The sequence below is a fragment of the Xanthobacter flavus genome (assembly GCF_017875275.1).
Lineage (GTDB): Bacteria > Pseudomonadota > Alphaproteobacteria > Rhizobiales > Xanthobacteraceae > Xanthobacter > Xanthobacter flavus_A.
Window position 1 is genome coordinate 3,143,562 of record NZ_JAGGML010000001.1, and the last position, 16,337, is coordinate 3,159,898.

15 protein-coding genes are annotated in these 16,337 nt (G+C 67.9%); 12 read left to right on the plus strand and 3 right to left on the minus strand.

Annotation, left to right across the window (positions count from 1 at the left end; all coding sequences use genetic code 11):
* Positions 1–22 precede the first annotated feature (22 nt).
* Both nudC and J2126_RS15035 read left to right on the plus strand, forming a co-directional pair.
* Entirely contained in the window at positions 23–961 is a 939-nt protein-coding gene (gene nudC, locus J2126_RS15030; protein ID WP_209487720.1) for an NAD(+) diphosphatase, read from the plus strand.
* Positions 954–2,759, plus strand: a complete 1,806-nt coding sequence (locus J2126_RS15035) for a solute carrier family 23 protein (RefSeq protein ID WP_209487721.1) — start codon at positions 954–956, stop codon at positions 2,757–2,759. The genes nudC and J2126_RS15035 overlap by 8 nt, the downstream gene beginning before the upstream one ends.
* A gap of 66 nt (positions 2,760–2,825) precedes the next feature.
* Here J2126_RS15035 and J2126_RS15040 read toward each other — a convergent pair whose 3' ends face one another.
* Positions 2,826–3,704 carry a prephenate dehydratase gene (locus J2126_RS15040; protein ID WP_209487722.1) on the minus strand — a complete coding sequence of 293 codons (879 nt, stop codon included), beginning with the start codon at positions 3,702–3,704 and terminating at the stop codon, positions 2,826–2,828.
* 2 nt (positions 3,705–3,706) lie between these two features.
* Complete coding sequence (locus J2126_RS15045; protein ID WP_209487723.1) at positions 3,707–4,492, minus strand: 3-deoxy-manno-octulosonate cytidylyltransferase; 786 nt, start codon at positions 4,490–4,492, stop codon at positions 3,707–3,709.
* Between the two features lie 227 nt (positions 4,493–4,719).
* Here J2126_RS15045 and J2126_RS15050 point away from each other — a divergent pair, with 227 nt between their 5' ends.
* The 10 genes from J2126_RS15050 to J2126_RS15090 all read left to right on the plus strand — a co-directional run bounded on the left by J2126_RS15050 (position 4,720) and on the right by J2126_RS15090 (position 15,087).
* Positions 4,720–5,319, plus strand: coding sequence for a c-type cytochrome (locus J2126_RS15050; RefSeq protein ID WP_209487724.1), 600 nt, complete (start codon positions 4,720–4,722; stop codon positions 5,317–5,319).
* A gap of 274 nt (positions 5,320–5,593) precedes the next feature.
* Entirely contained in the window at positions 5,594–5,716 is a 123-nt protein-coding gene (locus tag J2126_RS25635; protein ID WP_281066341.1) for a hypothetical protein, read from the plus strand.
* 163 nt (positions 5,717–5,879) lie between these two features.
* Complete coding sequence (locus tag J2126_RS15055; RefSeq protein ID WP_209487725.1) at positions 5,880–7,796, plus strand: extracellular solute-binding protein; 1,917 nt, start codon at positions 5,880–5,882, stop codon at positions 7,794–7,796.
* Positions 7,793–9,688, plus strand: a complete 1,896-nt coding sequence (locus J2126_RS15060) for an extracellular solute-binding protein (protein ID WP_209487726.1) — start codon at positions 7,793–7,795, stop codon at positions 9,686–9,688. Before J2126_RS15055 ends, J2126_RS15060 begins: the two co-directional genes overlap by 4 nt.
* 103 nt (positions 9,689–9,791) lie before the next feature.
* Positions 9,792–10,904: a microcin C ABC transporter permease YejB gene (locus J2126_RS15065; protein WP_209487727.1), complete on the plus strand. Its 1,113-nt coding sequence runs from the start codon at positions 9,792–9,794 to the stop codon at positions 10,902–10,904.
* Positions 10,905–10,907: 3 nt separating this feature from the next.
* Positions 10,908–12,116, plus strand: a complete 1,209-nt coding sequence (locus J2126_RS15070; RefSeq protein ID WP_209487728.1) for an ABC transporter permease — start codon at positions 10,908–10,910, stop codon at positions 12,114–12,116.
* 40 nt (positions 12,117–12,156) lie between these two features.
* Positions 12,157–12,387 carry a hypothetical protein gene (locus J2126_RS15075; RefSeq protein ID WP_209487729.1) on the plus strand — a complete coding sequence of 77 codons (231 nt, stop codon included), beginning with the start codon at positions 12,157–12,159 and terminating at the stop codon, positions 12,385–12,387.
* On the plus strand, positions 12,384–12,833 hold the full coding sequence (locus tag J2126_RS15080; protein WP_209487730.1) for a type II toxin-antitoxin system VapC family toxin: 450 nt from the start codon (positions 12,384–12,386) through the stop codon (positions 12,831–12,833). The genes J2126_RS15075 and J2126_RS15080 overlap by 4 nt, the downstream gene beginning before the upstream one ends.
* Complete coding sequence (locus tag J2126_RS15085; protein ID WP_209487731.1) at positions 12,830–14,464, plus strand: ABC transporter ATP-binding protein; 1,635 nt, start codon at positions 12,830–12,832, stop codon at positions 14,462–14,464. Before J2126_RS15080 ends, J2126_RS15085 begins: the two co-directional genes overlap by 4 nt.
* A gap of 5 nt (positions 14,465–14,469) precedes the next feature.
* Positions 14,470–15,087, plus strand: a complete 618-nt coding sequence (locus J2126_RS15090; RefSeq protein ID WP_209487732.1) for an NUDIX domain-containing protein — start codon at positions 14,470–14,472, stop codon at positions 15,085–15,087.
* A gap of 202 nt (positions 15,088–15,289) precedes the next feature.
* On the opposite strand, the gene J2126_RS15095 is transcribed toward J2126_RS15090, so the two are convergent.
* Entirely contained in the window at positions 15,290–16,084 is a 795-nt protein-coding gene (locus tag J2126_RS15095) for a creatininase family protein (protein ID WP_432445336.1), read from the minus strand.
* Positions 16,085–16,337: the final 253 nt, after the last annotated feature.

Genomic DNA, 16,337 nt, shown 5'->3' on the forward strand with positions numbered 1-16,337 from the left:
GCCTTCCGGGGTCGCCTGGTCCATGTCCTTGATTACCCGTCCCGATCTCGGCGCCTGGCCAACTCTTGGCTATGTGGACAGCCCGCTCGACCGCGCCTGCCACCTGCGCGCCGGTGCAGCCGATCTCCTCGGGCATGCCGAAGCCCGCTTCTACCTTCTGGGCGGCGAACTGGTCGCGCTGAACGGTCCGGGGCCGGTCTTCGATCCCCTGTTCACCCGGGCTCAGGCGGAGGCGCGCGGACGTGGCGAGCCCCTGTTCCTCGGCATCGAGGGCGACGGCGCGCCACGCTTCGCCCTGGGGTTCGATCCCGGCCTGCGTGAGAGCCTTGAATCGGATGGGCTCACAGTCACCGATCTGCGCAGCATCGCCGTGAGCGGCCTGATCGCCCCCCATCACCTCGGGCCTGTCGCCTGCGGGAAGGCGCTGCGGGCTTGGCACGGCAGGCATGGCTTCTGCGCCAATTGCGGGGCCGCCTCGCGCATCGTGGACGCCGGCTGGCGGCGCGATTGTCCCTCCTGCGGCGCCCAGCACTTCCCGCGCACGGATCCCGTCGTGATCATGCTCACGGAACGAGGCGACCGCTGCCTCCTCGGCCGGCAGCCGCATTTCGCGCCCGGCATGTGGTCGACGCTCGCCGGCTTCGTGGAGCCGGGCGAGACCATCGAGGAAGCGGTGCGCCGCGAGACGCTGGAAGAGGCGGGGGTCACGACCGGAGCCGTGCGCTATTTCGCCAGCCAGCCCTGGCCCTTCCCCATGTCGCTGATGATCGGTTGCATCGCAACGGCGACCAGCGAAGAGCTGGTCATCGACCGCAACGAGCTGGAGGATGCGCGCTGGTTCGCCCGGGACGAGGTGGCGGAGATGCTGATGCGCACCCATCCGGATGGGCTGTTCGTGCCGCCGCCCATCGCGATTGCGCATCATCTCATCCGCAGCTTCATCGAGGGTGGGCATGGTTGAGCCGGCGCCGCCCGAAGACGCGCCCCGCCCGGCGCGCCTCGCCCGCCTGACGCATCTCCTCGACCGTTTCTTTCCCGATTCCCGACGCGGCATGCGGACCGGACGCCGCCCGCCGTCCCTCGTCTATGGTCTCGATGATCCGGTACCGGCCTCAGCCCTGATTCCGCTCGCCGCCCAGCACGCCATGCTGGCGGTGACCTTTCTGATCTATCCCGTGCTGGCCGCGACCGAGGCGAAGCTGCCCGCCGAGCAGATCTCCGCCATGGTCTCAGCCTGCGCCATGAGCATCGGCGTGGCCACCATCATCCAGTGCATGCGGACCCGCTTCGGCTCGGGCTACCTCGCCGTCCACATCCCGGCGCCGGGAGCGATTCCGCTGGCAGTGCAGGCGCTTGCGCTGGGCGGGTTGGGGCTGATGGCGACCACGACGCTGCTTGTCGGCATCGCGCAACTGTTCATCGCCCGGCTGGTGCGGCCGCTGCGGGTGCTGCTGCCGCCGGAAGTCTGCGGCGTGGCGGTGAGCATGCTCGGCGTCTCGCTGGCAACCCCGGCGCTGCGGCGCGCGCTCGGCCTCGACCACGGCATGATGGTGGAGGAGAATGCGATCCTCTCCAGCCTCGCGACGGTGGGCATCATCGTTGCCATTACCGTGTTCGCGCCGCGACGACTCAAGCTGTTCGCGGTATTCGCGGGGGCGGGCATCGGCTGGATCGTCGCGCTGTCCCTCGGCGCCGGCCGGCCGGAGGCGCCGGCCGCCATCGCCGCCGCGCCTCTCCTCGCCTTGCCGACGCTGACCCTGCCGTCCTTCGAATTCGCGCCGGCGCTGTTCCCGCTGATGGCGCTCCTCGTGGTGATGAACCTCGTGGACGTGCTCTCCGTCACCGTCTCGCTGGAGAAGATGAACGATGCCGACTGGCGCCGCGCCCACATGCCGGCGGCGCAGCGGGCCGTGACCGCCTGCGGCATCGGCAACATATTGAACGGGCTCACCTCCGGCTTCCAGTCCGGCCTTTCGTCGTCCTCGGTCGGGCTCGCCTTCGCCACCCAGTCCACCGCGCGGATCATCGGCTTTACCGCCGGGATCATGATCTTCGCCATCGCCTTCGTGCCCAAGGCGATCGTGGCGCTCACCCTCATCCCCTCGCCGGTCATCGGCGGCATCCTGCTCTACACCTCCGCCTATCTGGTGGTCGCGGGCATGGATCTCGTGACCTCTCGCCGCCTCAGCGAGCGCAGGGTGTTCGTGGTCGGCCTCTCAGTGCTAGCGGGGCTTTCCGTGGCGCTGCTGCCGATCACGCGGCAACTGCCGCTGATGCTTCAGCCCCTGTTCTCGACGCCCCTCACCGTCGGCGCGCTCAGCGCCATCATCCTCAATCTCCTGTTCCGCATCGGCATCGCACAGGAGGCCGTGGAGCGGGTGCCCGAAGGCGCCCACGCCTTTCCTTTCGTGCGGGACTTTCTTGAAAACCAGGGAGATAACTGGGGTGCCCGACGCGACGTGATCGCCGCGGCCATCCCGACCGTTGCCCAGGCCCTGGAACTGGTGGCCGACAGCGGCATCGCCGAGGGACCGATCGAGCTGCGGGCCCGCTTCGACGAGAGCCACCTTGATGTCTCGGTCGTCTATGACGGCGTCGTCATGGAGGCGCCGAAGGAGCGGCCCTCACCAGAGGCGCTCCTTGGCGATGCCCAGGAGCAGGCCTCCTTCGCCGCCTATATGCTCACCCACCTCTCCGACCACGTGAGCTTCGGCCGCACCGGCGGGCGCGCCCGCATCCTGGTGCGGTTCGATCACTGAGCGTCTCATCGATCAGACGCCGCGCGGGCTTGGGCGTTGCCTTCGCTCAAGCGCCGCGCGGGCTTATCAGATCACCGGATCGGCATCCCCGAAGCGCGCCCGATAGGGGTGCGCGGGATAGACGCCGAGGATGCGCATCTCCCTGGAAAAGAAGGCCAACTCCTCCAGCGCCAGCTTCACGGAGCGGTCGTCGGGATGCCCTTCCACGTCGGCGTAGAACTGGGTGGCGGTGAACTGCCCGTCGAGCTGGTAGGACTCCAGCTTGGTCATGTTCACGCCGTTGGTGGCGAAGCCCCCCATGGCCTTGTAGAGCGCCGCCGGCACGTTGCGGACGCGGAAGACGAAGGTGGTGATGACCGGCCCGCGCCCGGCCGGAGTCCAGTCGGCGCCGCGGGTCAGGATGATGAAGCGGGTGGTGTTGTGGGCCTCGTCCTCGATGTTCTCGGCGAGGATGTCGAGGCCGTAGATGTCCGCCGCCAGGCGGGAGGCGATGGCGGCCCGCGCGGGGTCATTCGCCTCGGCGATCTCGCGGGCGGAACCTGCTGTATCTGCACCGATAATCGGCGTGAGGGAGAGGGTGCGGATGGCCTTGCGGCACTGGCCCAGCGCCATCACGTGGCTCTGCACCGTCTTGAGGGTCGAAAGGCTCGCCCCCTTCACCGCCATGAGCTGGTGGGAGAGGGGCAGGAAGTACTCGCCGACGATGGAAAGGCTCGACTGCGGCATCAGGTGATGGATGTCCGCGACCCGGCCGGCCACCGAATTCTCTATTGGAATCATGGCGTAAGCGGCGGCCCCGCTTTCCACGGCGGCGAAGGCGTCCTCGAAGGTGGGGCAGGGGACGGCTTCGAAGTCGGGGAAGACCTCGCGGCAGGCGATGTGGGAATTGGCGCCGGGCTCGCCCTGGAACGTGATGCGGCGGGCAGATGGGCCATTCTTGGGCATGCTCATTTTTCCTGCGCGAGAAGGGCCCGTGCCCTGTCCAGATGGGAGGGGGTATCGACCCCCAGCGGCACCGCGTCAACCACCGCCACGTCGATCCGCATGCCGGCCTCAAGTGCGCGCAATTGCTCAAGCTTTTCCCGTCTCTCCAACGCCGACGGCGGCAGGGAGACGAAGCGTTCCAGGGCGGCGCGGCGGTAGGCGTAGAGGCCGATGTGGTGGTATAATGGTCCCTCGCCAAAGGGGGCCGTGGCGCGGGTGAAATAGAGCGCGCGCAGCAGTCCCGGCGCCAGCGGCGAGCCGACCACCTTGACCACGTTGGGGTCGGTGCGCTCCTCGGCAAGGGTGATTTCGGCGGCCAGTGTCGAGATGTCAGCCGAGGTTTCCGAGAGGGGAATCAGCGCGGTTCGGATGATGTCGGGTCGAATCGTCGGCAGATCGCCCTGCACATTGACCACGATCTCCACCTCGCCCCCCGGATCGAGGGTGGTGAGCGCCTCGAAAATGCGATCCGAGCCGGAGGGGTGGTCCGCCCGCGTCATCACCGCCTCGAGGCCGGCGGCGGTGACCGCGGCGGCGATCTCCGGCGCGTCGGTGGCGACCGCCACCCGGCCGATGCCGGCTGCGACCGCGCGCCGCGCCACCTCCACGATCATGGGACGTCCGCCCACGTCGGCGAGCGGCTTGCCGGGCAGGCGCGTCGCGGCCATGCGGGCGGGGATCAGCACGAGCACGCGCCCGGCCGAAAGCCCTGCCGGGGCTGGAGCGGGGGAGGGGGTGTCGGCCGGCATGGCGGGATCCTCGGCGGGGTCCGGAAGGCCGCGCCGGGACGGACGCGGGGAGTGGCATTGGGGCGCGCCTTATACGGGTTGCTTCGACCGGTTCAAAGTGCTTAGTGTCCCCGACGGTGCACGGGGTTCCCCCGCGCGCCATTCATCGACATGCTTGGGGCCGGGCAGCGCGCCGTTTCAGGTGCAGCGCCCGGTGGGACACAGGACCTCCGAGGGGCGTAGCGCCGATGGACAGTTTTGAATTGAACAAGATCGCGGGTGCAGTTCTGGGAACGCTCACGCTGACCCTCGGCCTCGGGATCGTGTCCGAAATCCTGTTCACCCCCGAGGCTCCGGCCAAGCCCGGCTTCGAGATCGCCGTGCAGGAAGGCGCCGCCGCCGCCGCCGGCGCGCCCAAGGCCGCCGAGGTGCCGATCGAGCAGCTGTTCGCCACCGCCTCCATCGAGAAGGGCCAGGCCGCCGCCAAGAAGTGCGCCGCCTGCCACAACTTCCAGGAAGGCGCCGGCGCCAAGGTTGGTCCCGACCTCTACGGCATCGTCGGCCGCCCGGTGGCCTCCGCCGCCGGCTTCGGCTATTCGGCGGCCCTGAAGGCCAAGGGCGGCGACTGGACCCCCCAGGCGCTGAACAAGTTCCTGACCAATCCCAAGGCGGACGTGCCCGGCACCGCCATGGCCTTCGCCGGCATCGGCAAGGAAGGCGAGCGCGCCGACCTGATCGCCTATCTGAACTCCCTGTCCCACAGCCCCAAGCCGCTGCCGACCGCAGCCGCCGCCCCGGCTGCGGCTCCGGCAGACGCGCCTGCCGCGGCGCCCGCCGGGCACAAGTGATCTGATCGGGGCGGTGACCCGAGCGTTACGGCGCGGGTCCGTCGACTGAACGATTGAAGCCCTCTCCCGGCTGCGGGAGAGGGCTTTTTCTTGTGGCGAAGCGCCTTCGCCGTTGGATGGCGTCGCCTTTCGCTGGGCTTCCACGCAATCGGTCACCCCATCCGCCCGTCATGCCCGGGCTTGTCCCGGAAGTCGGCTGTTTCCGACGTCCGCCCGTGAGAGCGGGACCCGCAAACATGCGGGTTCCGGGCATCCACGTCGGGCCGAAAGGGCGATGTGCGACAGCTATTCCCTGCCCAACCACGCGGATGGCCGGGACAAGCCCGGCCATGACGATGGTGACGGAATCCGCCCGGCCGGGGATGACGGTCACGAGGGCGGCATGACGGCGGTGTGAGACATGGGCTTGGTCTCAACGTTTCACGCCATTGTCATCCCGCCCACCCCGGCCCCTCGCCGCCGACGCCCTCTGTCGCCCGCTCTCGCCATGTTTCTGCCGTCGCGGCGGGTGCCATAATCGGCTATTCCCGGATCGAAGCGCGATCCAACCGGAGTTGCCGATGCTTGCGTCCCTCGCCCGCCGCCTTGCCCTCGCCGCCGCGCTGAGCCTCGCCTTCGCGGCGCCCGGCCGCAGCGCGGAGGAGGCGAAACCGGCGCCGGACCCGGCCGCGCCCTCTCCCGCCGCCTCCACCGCCGCCGCGACGCCGGTGTTCAAGCATGGCCTGTCGCTCATGGGCGAGCCGGCCTATCCGCCCGGCTTTCCCCATTTCAAATATGTGAATCCCGGCGCCCCCAAGGGCGGCCAGCTGCGGCTTGCCGAGGACGGCACGTTCGACAGCTTCAATTTCGTGGTGCCGCGCGGCACGCCCGCCACGGGCCTCAACCTCATCTACGACACGCTCATGGCCTCGTCCTATGACGAGGTGGCGACCGAGTACGGCCTGATCGCCGAGGGCGTGAGCCATCCGGCGGATTTCTCCTCCGTCACCTATCGGCTCCGCGCCGACGCCCGCTGGCATGACGGCAAGCCGATCTCGCCGGAAGACGTGGTGTTCTCCTTCGAGGCGCTGACGAAGAACAACCCCAACCAGCGCTTCTATTACAGCCACGTCGTGAAAGCCGAGAAGACCGGCGAGCGGGACGTGACCTTCACATTCGACCAGGCCGGCAACCGGGAGCTCCCGCAGATCGTCGGCCAGCTGACCATCCTGCCGAAGCACTGGTGGACCGGCACGGACGCCAATGGCAAGCCCCGCGACATCGCCCAGGGCACGCTGGAGGTGCCCCTGGGCTCGGGGGCCTACCGCATCAAGAGCTTCATCGCCGGCCGCTCCATCACCTACGAGCGGGTGAAGGACTATTGGGCGAAGGATCTCAATGTGAATGTCGGAAAGGATAATTTCGACGAGATGCGCTACGAGTATTTCCGCGACGATACGGTGATGCTGGAAGCCTTCAAGGCCGATCAGTATGACTTCCGCGTGGAATCCTCGGCCAAGAACTGGGCGACGGCTTATGACTTCCCCGCCCGCGCCGATGGCCGCGTGGTGCTGGAGATGTTCGAGAACCGCGCCTCGGGCGTGATGCAGGCCTTCATTCCCAACCTGCGCCGCGACAAGTTCAAGGACCCGCGCGTGCGCCGCGCGCTCAATTACGCGCTCGATTTCGAGGGCATGAACCACACACTCTTCTTCGGCCAGTACAAGCGCACCAATTCCTTCTTCTCCGGCACCGAGCTGGCCTCCTCCGGCCTGCCGCAGGGCCGTGAGCTGGAGATCCTCAATACGCTGAAGGACAAGGTGCCGCCGCAGGTGTTCACCACCGCCTACACCAATCCCGAGAGCGGATCGGAGGAGGCGCGGCGGGCGAACCTGCGCGAGGCCGCCCGCCTGTTCAAGGAGGCCGGCTATGAGATCAAGAACCGCAAGCTGGTGAACGCGAAGGGCGAGCCCTTCACCATCGAGTTCCTGCTCTCCAGCCCCGCCATGGAGCGCGTCGCGGTGTTCTACCGCCCGGCGCTGGAGCGCCTCGGCATCGAGGTGAGCATACGCATGGTGGATACCTCGCAATACATCAACCGCGTGCGCTCGCGCGACTACGACATGATCGTCTCCGGCTGGGGCCAGTCGCTCTCGCCGGGCAACGAGCAGCGCGAATATTGGGGCTCGGAGGCGGCCGACCGCGAAGGCTCGCGCAACCTCGCCGGCATCAAGGACCCGGCGGTGGACGCGCTGATCGAGAAGGTGATCTACGCCTCCGACCGCGCCGACCTCGTGGCCGCCACCCACGCCCTCGACCGCGTGCTGCTGTGGAACGAATACGTCATCCCCGCCTGGGGGCTGAACTATACCCGCACTGCCCGCTGGGACCGCTTCGCCCATCCCGCGCAATTGCCCACCTATTCCTACGCCTTCCCGGACATCTGGTGGTTCGACCCGGCCAAGGCGTCGAAGGCCGGCGGGGGAGCGGCCAAATGAGCCTGACGCGCCGCGACCTGCTGGCCTCCTCGCTCGCTTCCTCCTGCGCCCTCATGCTGCCCGCGCTGGCGCGCGCACAGGGCATGCCCTCCGCGGCGGAATCCACCGCGACCGAGGGCGGCGTCTCTGCCGGCGCGGTGGAGCGGCACGGCCTCTCCTTCTTCGGCGATCTCAGATATCCGCCGAATTTCACCCATTTCGATTATGTGAACCCGGACGCGCCCAAGGGCGGGCCGTTCTCCCAGCTCGGCCGCGCCACCTTCTACAATCAGGCGCTCACCACCTTCGACACGCTGAACCCCTACAACCAGCGGGGCAACGGCGCGCAGGGCGTCGAGCTGATCTACGACACGCTGATGGCCGCCGCCGGCGACGAGAAGAGCGCCATGTACGGGCGATTGGCCTCGTCCGTGGTGATTTCGGACGAGGGCCTGACGTACCGCTTCAAGCTGAGGCGCGAGGCGCGCTTCCATGACGGCACGCCGCTCACCTCGGCGGACGTGGTGGCGACCTTCGAGGCCTTCAAGGCGGAGGGCTACGAGACCATCCGCATGGCGCTGCGCGATGTCACCTCCTTCGAGGCGGACGGGCCGAACGAGGTGGTGTTCCGCTTCCGGCCCGGCCGCGCGCGGGACGTGCCGCTCACCGTTTCCGGCCTGCCCATCTTCTCCAAGGCGTTCCTGGCGAAGCACCCGTTCGGCCAGTCCTCGCTGGAGGTGCCGCTGGGCTCGGGGCCGTACCGCATCGTCCGCTTCGAGCAGGGGCGCTACATCGAATACGCCCGCGTGCCCGATTACTGGGGTCGCGATTTGCCGGTGATGAAGGGGCGCTTCAATTTCGATCAGGTGCGCTACGAATATTTCCGCGACCGGGTGGCCGGCCTCGAGGGCTTCAAGGCCAAGGCCTATCTCTTCCGCGAGGAGTTCACCGCGCGCGAATGGGCCACCGGCTACGATTTTCCCGCCGTGCGCGAGGGGCGGGTGAAGATCGATACCCTCACCGACGAGAGCTTCTCCGGCGTGCAGGGCTGGTTCTTCAACACCCGCCGTCCGAAATTCTTCGACCGCCGCGTGCGCGAGGCCATCGGGCTCCTGTTCGATTTCGACTGGACCCGCAAGAACCTGATGTACGACAGCTACAACCGCACCGTCTCCTTCTTCCAGAATTCGGAGATGATGGCCCAGGGCCTGCCCTCCCCGGCGGAGCTGAAGCTGCTCGACCCGTATCGCGACCGCCTGCCGGAGGAAGTCTTCGGCGAGCCCTATGTGCCGCCCGCCTCCGACGGCTCCGGCGAGGACCGGAACCTGCGCCGGCTGGCCCTGAACCTCCTCAAGGAGGCGGGCTACACCGTGCAGCAGGGCAAACTGGTGGATGCGAAAGGCGAGGCCTTCACCATCGAGTTCCTCGACAGCGACGGCAGCATGGAGCGGCACACCGCCCGCTTCATCGGCCATCTGAAGAAGGTGGGCATCGATGCCTCCTTCCGCATCGTGGACCCGGCGCAGTTCCAGCAGAGGCTGCAGAATTTCGACTTCGACCTCGTGGTGCGCCGCTACAGCTTCGCGCCCTATCCCGGCGACGAGCTGCGCGCCTATTTCTCCACCGAGGCGGCGCGCACGCGCGGCTCCTACAATGTGGCGGGCATCGCCGACCCGGCGGTGGATGGCCTCATCAACGATGCGCTGGCCGCCGCCGACGCGGCCGCCCTCGTCACCGCCTGCCGCGCGCTGGATCGGGTGCTGCGGGCGGGGCGCTACTGGATTCCCCAGTGGTATTCGGGCCAGAACCGCATCGCCTACTGGAACCAGTTCGCGCGGCCGGCGGTGAAGCCGCGCTACGAGCTGGGCGTGCTCGACACCTGGTGGAGCACCGGCACCGAGCCTGCCCGCTGAGGGTGAGGGGCGCCCCGCCATATGGATGAATCTTCATGTGAAGCGGCAACCTTTTCCCGCCAATATGGTCTAGCCTGAACGAAGTGCCGCAACGGGACGCCTGATGCTCGCCTACATCGTCCGCCGTATCGCCCTCATGGTGCCGACCATTCTCGGCATCATGCTGGTGTCGTTCGTGGTCATCCAGTTCGCCCCCGGCGGGCCGGTGGAGCGCGTGATCGCGCAGCTCACCGGCGAGGATGTCTCCGCCACCCAGCGCGTGTCCGGCGGCGGCGGCGACTTCAGCGGGGCGGGCGCGGCGGCGCAGGCGGGGGCGGCGGCGGACATGTCGTCCAAATATCGCGGCGCGCAGGGGCTCGACCCGGCCTTCATCAAGGAGCTGGAGAAGCAGTTCGGCTTCGACAAGCCGCCCCACGAGCGCTTCCTGAAGATGATCACGGACTATGCCACCTTCAATTTCGGCAAGTCCTATTTCCGCGACATCTCGGTGCTGGAGCTGATCGGCGAGAAGATGCCGGTGTCCATCTCGCTCGGCCTGTGGATGACGCTCATCACCTACCTCATCTCGATCCCGCTCGGCATCGCCAAGGCCATGCGCGACGGCTCGCGCTTCGATGTGTGGACCTCGGCCGTCATCATCGTCGGCTATGCCATTCCCTCCTTCCTGTTCGCCATCCTGCTCATCATCCTGTTCGCCGGCGGCTCCTTCCTCGATCTCTTCCCGCTGCGCGGCCTCACCTCCGAGAATTTCTGGCAGATGAGCTGGCCGGAGCGCATCGTCGATTATTTCTGGCATCTGGCGCTGCCGCTCACCTCCATGGTGCTCGGCGCCTTCGCCACCATGACGCTGCTGACCAAGAACTCGTTCCTGGAGGAGATCCGCAAGCAGTACGTCACCACGGCGCGGATGAAGGGGCTCTCGGAAAGCCGGGTGCTCTACGGCCATGTGTTCCGCAACGCCATGCTCATCGTCATCGCCGGCTTCCCGAGCGCCTTCATCGCCGCCTTCTTCTCCGGCTCGCTCCTGATCGAGACCATCTTCTCGCTGGACGGCCTCGGCCTGCTCGGCTTCGAGAGCGTGCTCAACCGCGACTATCCGGTGGTGTTCGCCACCCTCTACATCTTCTCGCTGGCGGGCCTCATCGTCGGCCTCATCTCGGACCTCACCTACATGCTGGTCGATCCCAGGATCGACTTCGAGACGCGGGAGGTCTGAGCCATGGATGCCGTTCCCGTGCTCCAGCCCGGCGCGCCCACCGACGTGCCCGCCGCCCGCGACACCGCCCACGGCGCGCTGCCGCCCCCCGGCGAGGGCCGGCCGAAAGGGCGGTTCGCCCTTTCTCCGCTCAACCGGCGGCGGCTCGCCAATTTCCGCGGCAACGGGCGCGGCTATTGGGCCTTCGTCGTCTTCATGGTGCTGTTCGTGCTCAGCCTCGGCGCCGAATTCATCGCCAACGACAAGCCCATCCTCGTCTCCTATGACGGCGGCTATTACTTCCCCGTGGTGAAGGCCTATCCGGAGACGGCGTTCGGCGGCGATTTCGAGACCGATGCGGACTATCGCGACCCCTTCCTCCAGAAGCTGATCGCCGAGAAGGGCGGCTGGATGGTGTGGCCCCCCATCCGCTTCTCCTATTCCACCCACAATCTGGACCTGCCCACCCCCGCACCCTCGCCGCCCACCTGGATGCTCACCGAAGAGCAATGCAAGGCGGCGGCGGAGAAGAAGGGCGTCTCCGGCTGCGCCGGCCTTGAGATGAACTGGCTCGGCACCGACGACCAGGGCCGCGACGTGGTGGCCCGGCTCATCTACGGATTCCGCATCTCGGTGCTGTTCGGCCTCGCGCTGACCATCGTCTCGTCCGTGGTGGGCGTGGCGGCGGGCGCGGTGCAGGGCTATTTCGGCGGCTGGGTGGACCTGCTGTTCCAGCGCTTCATCGAGATCTGGACAGCCATTCCCTCGCTCTATCTGCTGCTCATCATCTCCTCGGTGCTGGTGCCGGGCTTCTGGGTGCTGCTGGGCATCCTGCTCCTGTTCTCCTGGGTGTCGCTGGTGGGGCTGGTGCGCGCCGAATTCCTGCGCGCGCGCAATTTCGAATACGTGCAGGCGGCGCGGGCGCTGGGGGTCGGCAATCTCACCATCATGACGCGGCACATGCTGCCCAACGCCATGGTGGCGACGCTGACCATGCTGCCCTTCATCCTCTCCTCTTCGGTGATGACGCTGACGGCGCTGGACTTCCTCGGCTTCGGCCTGCCCCCCGGCTCGCCCTCGCTGGGCGAGATGCTGTCGCAGGGCAAGAACAACATTCAGGCCCCCTGGCTGGGCCTCACCGGCTTCTTCACCGTGGCGGTGATGCTGAGCCTCCTCATCTTCATCGGCGAGGCGGTGCGCGACGCCTTCGACCCGCGCAAGACGTTCGGGTGAGGGGCGGGTGTGGTAGGATGAATGCGCGAGGTTGGCTGAGATGAACAGGATCGTGCGCCAGAACTACCCGGTGGAAAAGCTGCCCGAGGATTTGCGGGACGGGATCACGCATGCGTCCGTCACGGTGTCTCTGGAAGAGGAAGCGCCTGATATCTCTCCGGCCGCAGGTCATTTCACGCGGTGGAAGCATTTGCGCCGGACGGAGTTCCTGACGACCGACGAGATCGTCGATCATGTCCGGGCGCTGCGGGACGAATGGGATCGTCGATGACGGTGCCTCGCGTCAATCTCGACACGATTGTTTTCATCACCGCCATGGAGCAGGCAGGCGCGCGATCCGACCATGCGTGGTGGGTTTTGTCGTCCCTTGAGGAGGGTGAGTTCGTTGGTGTCACCAGCGAACTGACCTTGTCCGAGGTGCTGGTGAAACCCCTGGAGCGTGGAGCCGACGCTGTGGTCGAAGCCTATCAGGGCATGATCGCGCCCTCCGTCGGCTTCGATGTGAGTCCGGTCGACCGGGCTGTTCTGGTCGCCGCCGCGCGGCTTCGTGCCGGCCGCGCCTCCCTCAAGCTGCCGGACGCGATCCATGTCGCGACGGCGCAACTGGGGGGCTGTGGGTTCTTTGTTTCTGCTGACGAGCGGATCGCCGTGCCGACTGGCATGGCGCGACTGCCTCTTTCTCCCTTCACCGTGGACGACATCGTCAATCCCAAATGACCACACCCCTCCTCTCCGTCCGCGACCTCTCCGTCGCCTTCCGCCGCGGCGATGGCGCGCCGCCGGCTCTGGCGGTGAAGACTGTGTCGTTCGAGCTCGCCAAGGGCGAGACGCTGGCACTGGTTGGCGAATCCGGCTCCGGCAAGTCGGTCACGGCGCTGTCGGTGCTGAAGCTGCTGCCCTATCCCTCGGCGAGCCACCCCTCGGGCGAGATCCTGTTCAAGGGGCGCGACCTGCTCACCGTCCCCGAGCGGGAGTTGCGGGGCATCCGGGGCAACAACATCACCATGGTGTTCCAGGAGCCCATGAGTTCGCTCAACCCGCTCCATTCCATCGAGCGGCAGGTGGGGGAGATGCTGATCCTCCATCGCGGCATGTCGGCCCACGCCGCCCGCGCCCGCACGCTGGAGCTGCTCGCCGAGGTGGGCATCCCCCAGCCGGAGGAGCGGCTCAACGCCTTTCCGCACCAATTGTCCGGCGGCCAGCGCCAGCGCGTGATGATCGCCATGGCGCTCGCCAACGAGCCGGACCTGCTGATCGCCGACGAGCCCACCACGGCGCTCGATGTCACCGTGCAGGCGCAGATCCTGAAGCTTCTGAAGGAGCTTCAGGCGCGGCTCGGCATGGCCATGCTGTTCATCACCCATGACCTCGGCATCGTGCGCAAGATCGCGGACCGGGTGTGCGTGATGCAGAAGGGCGAGATCGTGGAGCAGGGGGGGGCGGAGGCGACCTTCCTCCACCCCAAGCACCCCTACACGCAGGCGCTGCTCAAGGCCGAGCCGAAGCCGGACCCGGCCCCCATCGCCCCCGACGCACCCATCGTGGTGGAGGCGAACGACCTCAAGGTCTATTTCCCCATCAAGCGCGGCATCCTGCGCAAGACGGTGGGACACGTGAAGGCGGTGGACGGGGTCTCCGTCGCCATCCGCCGGGGCGAGACGCTGGGCGTGGTGGGGGAGAGCGGATCGGGCAAGACCACGCTCGGCCTCGCGCTGCTGCGGCTCATCTCCAGCTCCGGGCCCATCGCCTTCCTCGGCAAGCCCATCGACGGACTGAGCTTCAAGGCCATGCGGCCGCTGCGGTCCGACCTCCAGATCGTGTTCCAGGACCCCTATGGCGCGCTCTCGCCGCGCATGTCGGTGGCGGAAATCGTGGAGGAGGGGCTCCTCGTCCACCAGCGCAAGCTGTCCGCCGACGAGCGCGAGGCGCGGGTGATCGCGGCCCTCGCCGACGTGGGGCTCGATCCCGAGACGCGGCACCGCTATCCGCACGAATTTTCCGGCGGCCAGCGCCAGCGCATCTCGATTGCCCGCGCCATGGCGCTGGAGCCCTCCTTCGTGGTGCTGGACGAGCCGACGAGCGCGCTCGACATGATCGTGCAGGCGCAGATCGTCGATCTCCTGCGCGCGCTTCAGAAGAAGCGCGACCTCACCTTCATGTTCATCTCCCACGATCTGCGCGTGGTGTCCGCGCTGGCGAGCCGCATCCTCGTCATGCGCAACGGCAAGATGGTGGAGGAGGGGCCGGCGCACGACGTGTTCGAGCATCCGCGGGAGGACTACACCCGCGCTTTGTTCGCCGCCGCCTTCAACCTCGACACCGCCGGCCACGGCGTGGTGCGCCAGTGACGGTGATGGAGGATCGTCCCGCCCGTGTGGACGTGGACGGGCCGGAGCTTCTGGCCAAGGGCTTCCGCCCCTATGAGCGCTACCACCTCGTCCTGCACCACGCGGACGGCACGAGCGACCGCCAAGTGCGTGACATCGTGCGCGGCGGGCGGGTGGTGGGCGTGCTGGGCTATGATCCGGAGCGCGACCTCGTGGTGCTGATCCGCCAGTTCCGCCTCTCGGCGCACCTCGCGGGGGGCAAGGGCGATCTCATCGAGATCGTCGCCGGCATGGTGGAAAAGGGGGAAGACCCGGAAGCCGCCGCCCGGCGGGAGTGCGTGGAGGAAGCGGGCGTCGCGCCCCGCGCCCTCGTGCCCATGCTCGCCTTCACCCCCACGCCCGGTGTGACGGACGAGATGGCGCAGCTCTACCTCGGCATCCTCGATGCGTCCGGCCTGCCCGAGCGGGCGGGATCGGCGGCGGAGACGGAGACCACCCGCCCCTTCGCCGTGCCGGTAGACGAGGCCCTCGCCGCCATCGGCGCGGGGCGCTGCATCAACGGATTTCTTATTCTGGCGCTGCAATGGCTGGCGCTCAACCACGCCCGGCTTCCGGAGCTGATCGCGGCGGCGGAGCGGGGCTAGGGCGATTTTGCGCCGTCAGGGACGGGTTACTTAAGCGCTCCCTTCCCGCCGTCATCGCCCGGCTCGTCCGGGCGATCCACTGCGTCGCCTGAGCCATGTTCGAGAGCCGGATCCAGCCCAACCGTGGATCCCGGACAAGCCGGGGGATGACGCAGTGACATGGGGAGCAGGCGCTTTGGCCTGCCGTCCCCGTCCTTACCCCTCACGCATGCGGCTCCAGCCGCGCCAGATCGAACGCCGCCACGTCCCTCAGAAGCTCCACGAAGGCGCGGGAGCCGTATTCGTAGGCGGCCTCGCCCTTGAGGGCCGTGGCGTGGGTGGCGTCGCCCATGGCGCCGTCGGGGCTGAGATCCTCGGCCAGCCAGCCGAAGCCGACGGGGTGGTTGGCGCGCAGGCGCTGGAACTCGGTTTCCATGGCGATGGAATAGGGCGGGAACGGCCCGGCGTGGCTCATGTCCACCAGTTCAGGGCGGAACGCGAGCATCAGCGAGGTCTCGATCTCCCCGCCATGGATGCCGTGCGCCCGCTCGTGATCGGAGAACAGGCCCACCGGATAGCCGAAGCGGTGCATGGAGCAGGTGACGGCCAGCATCCTGTGGTCCACCCGCAGCGTGCGGGCCACGAGATCGATCACCGGCACGTTGCCGCCATGGGTGTTCATGAGCACGAGGCGGCGCACCCCGGCGCGGGCGAGGCTGCGGCCCAGCTCCACCCAGGCGGCGATGGCGGTGGTGGGGGAAAGGGTCAGCGTGCCGGCGAAGGAGATGTGCTCGTCGGACTTGCCCACGGCCTGCACGGGCAGGAACACCGCATCCACCTCGCGCGGCACCATGAAGGCGATGCGCTCCACATAGGCCTCGGCGATGAACAGGTCGGTGCCCAGCGGCAGATGCGGGCCGTGCTGCTCCACGGCGGCGACGGGCAGAACGGCGACCATGCGGGATTTGTCCAGTGCCGCGAGGGCCGGTGAGGAAAGTTCAGCCCATTTCAGAAACACCGTCCGCCTCCAAGCCCCAAACCGCGCACGCCGCGCCACCCTACCTCCATGGGAAGGAAAAGCCGCATGATGTCAAGGGTCTGGGCGGCAGCGCGGGCCTCGGCCCAAGGGCTACCCCTCTCCCCTTGCGGGAGAGGGTGGATCGCGGCTCCGCCGCGAGACGGGAGAGGGGAGGAGCGTCGGGTACGGGCGAGGGGACGACTTCAGCCCGCCCCGCCGGAGAACACCCCGCGAACCCCGCCCGCAAACTGAT

Excerpts from the sequence above, each read along its gene's own strand:
- J2126_RS15070 (WP_209487728.1), top strand. The coding sequence starts at position 10,908 with ATGGATGCCGTTCCCGTGCTCCAGCCCGGCGCGCCCACCGACGTGCCC.
- J2126_RS15090 (WP_209487732.1), top strand. The coding sequence starts at position 14,470 with ATGGAGGATCGTCCCGCCCGTGTGGACGTGGACGGGCCGGAGCTTCTG.
- J2126_RS15040 (WP_209487722.1), bottom strand. The coding sequence starts at position 3,704 with ATGCCCAAGAATGGCCCATCTGCCCGCCGCATCACGTTCCAGGGCGAG.
- J2126_RS15060 (WP_209487726.1), top strand. The coding sequence starts at position 7,793 with ATGAGCCTGACGCGCCGCGACCTGCTGGCCTCCTCGCTCGCTTCCTCC.
- J2126_RS15055 (WP_209487725.1), top strand. The coding sequence starts at position 5,880 with ATGCTTGCGTCCCTCGCCCGCCGCCTTGCCCTCGCCGCCGCGCTGAGC.
- nudC (WP_209487720.1), top strand. The coding sequence starts at position 23 with ATGTCCTTGATTACCCGTCCCGATCTCGGCGCCTGGCCAACTCTTGGC.
- J2126_RS15085 (WP_209487731.1), top strand. The coding sequence starts at position 12,830 with ATGACCACACCCCTCCTCTCCGTCCGCGACCTCTCCGTCGCCTTCCGC.
- J2126_RS15080 (WP_209487730.1), top strand. The coding sequence starts at position 12,384 with ATGACGGTGCCTCGCGTCAATCTCGACACGATTGTTTTCATCACCGCC.
- J2126_RS25635 (WP_281066341.1), top strand. The coding sequence starts at position 5,594 with ATGTGCGACAGCTATTCCCTGCCCAACCACGCGGATGGCCGGGACAAG.
- J2126_RS15050 (WP_209487724.1), top strand. The coding sequence starts at position 4,720 with ATGGACAGTTTTGAATTGAACAAGATCGCGGGTGCAGTTCTGGGAACG.
- J2126_RS15065 (WP_209487727.1), top strand. The coding sequence starts at position 9,792 with ATGCTCGCCTACATCGTCCGCCGTATCGCCCTCATGGTGCCGACCATT.
- J2126_RS15075 (WP_209487729.1), top strand. The coding sequence starts at position 12,157 with ATGAACAGGATCGTGCGCCAGAACTACCCGGTGGAAAAGCTGCCCGAG.
- J2126_RS15035 (WP_209487721.1), top strand. The coding sequence starts at position 954 with ATGGTTGAGCCGGCGCCGCCCGAAGACGCGCCCCGCCCGGCGCGCCTC.
- J2126_RS15045 (WP_209487723.1), bottom strand. The coding sequence starts at position 4,492 with ATGCCGGCCGACACCCCCTCCCCCGCTCCAGCCCCGGCAGGGCTTTCG.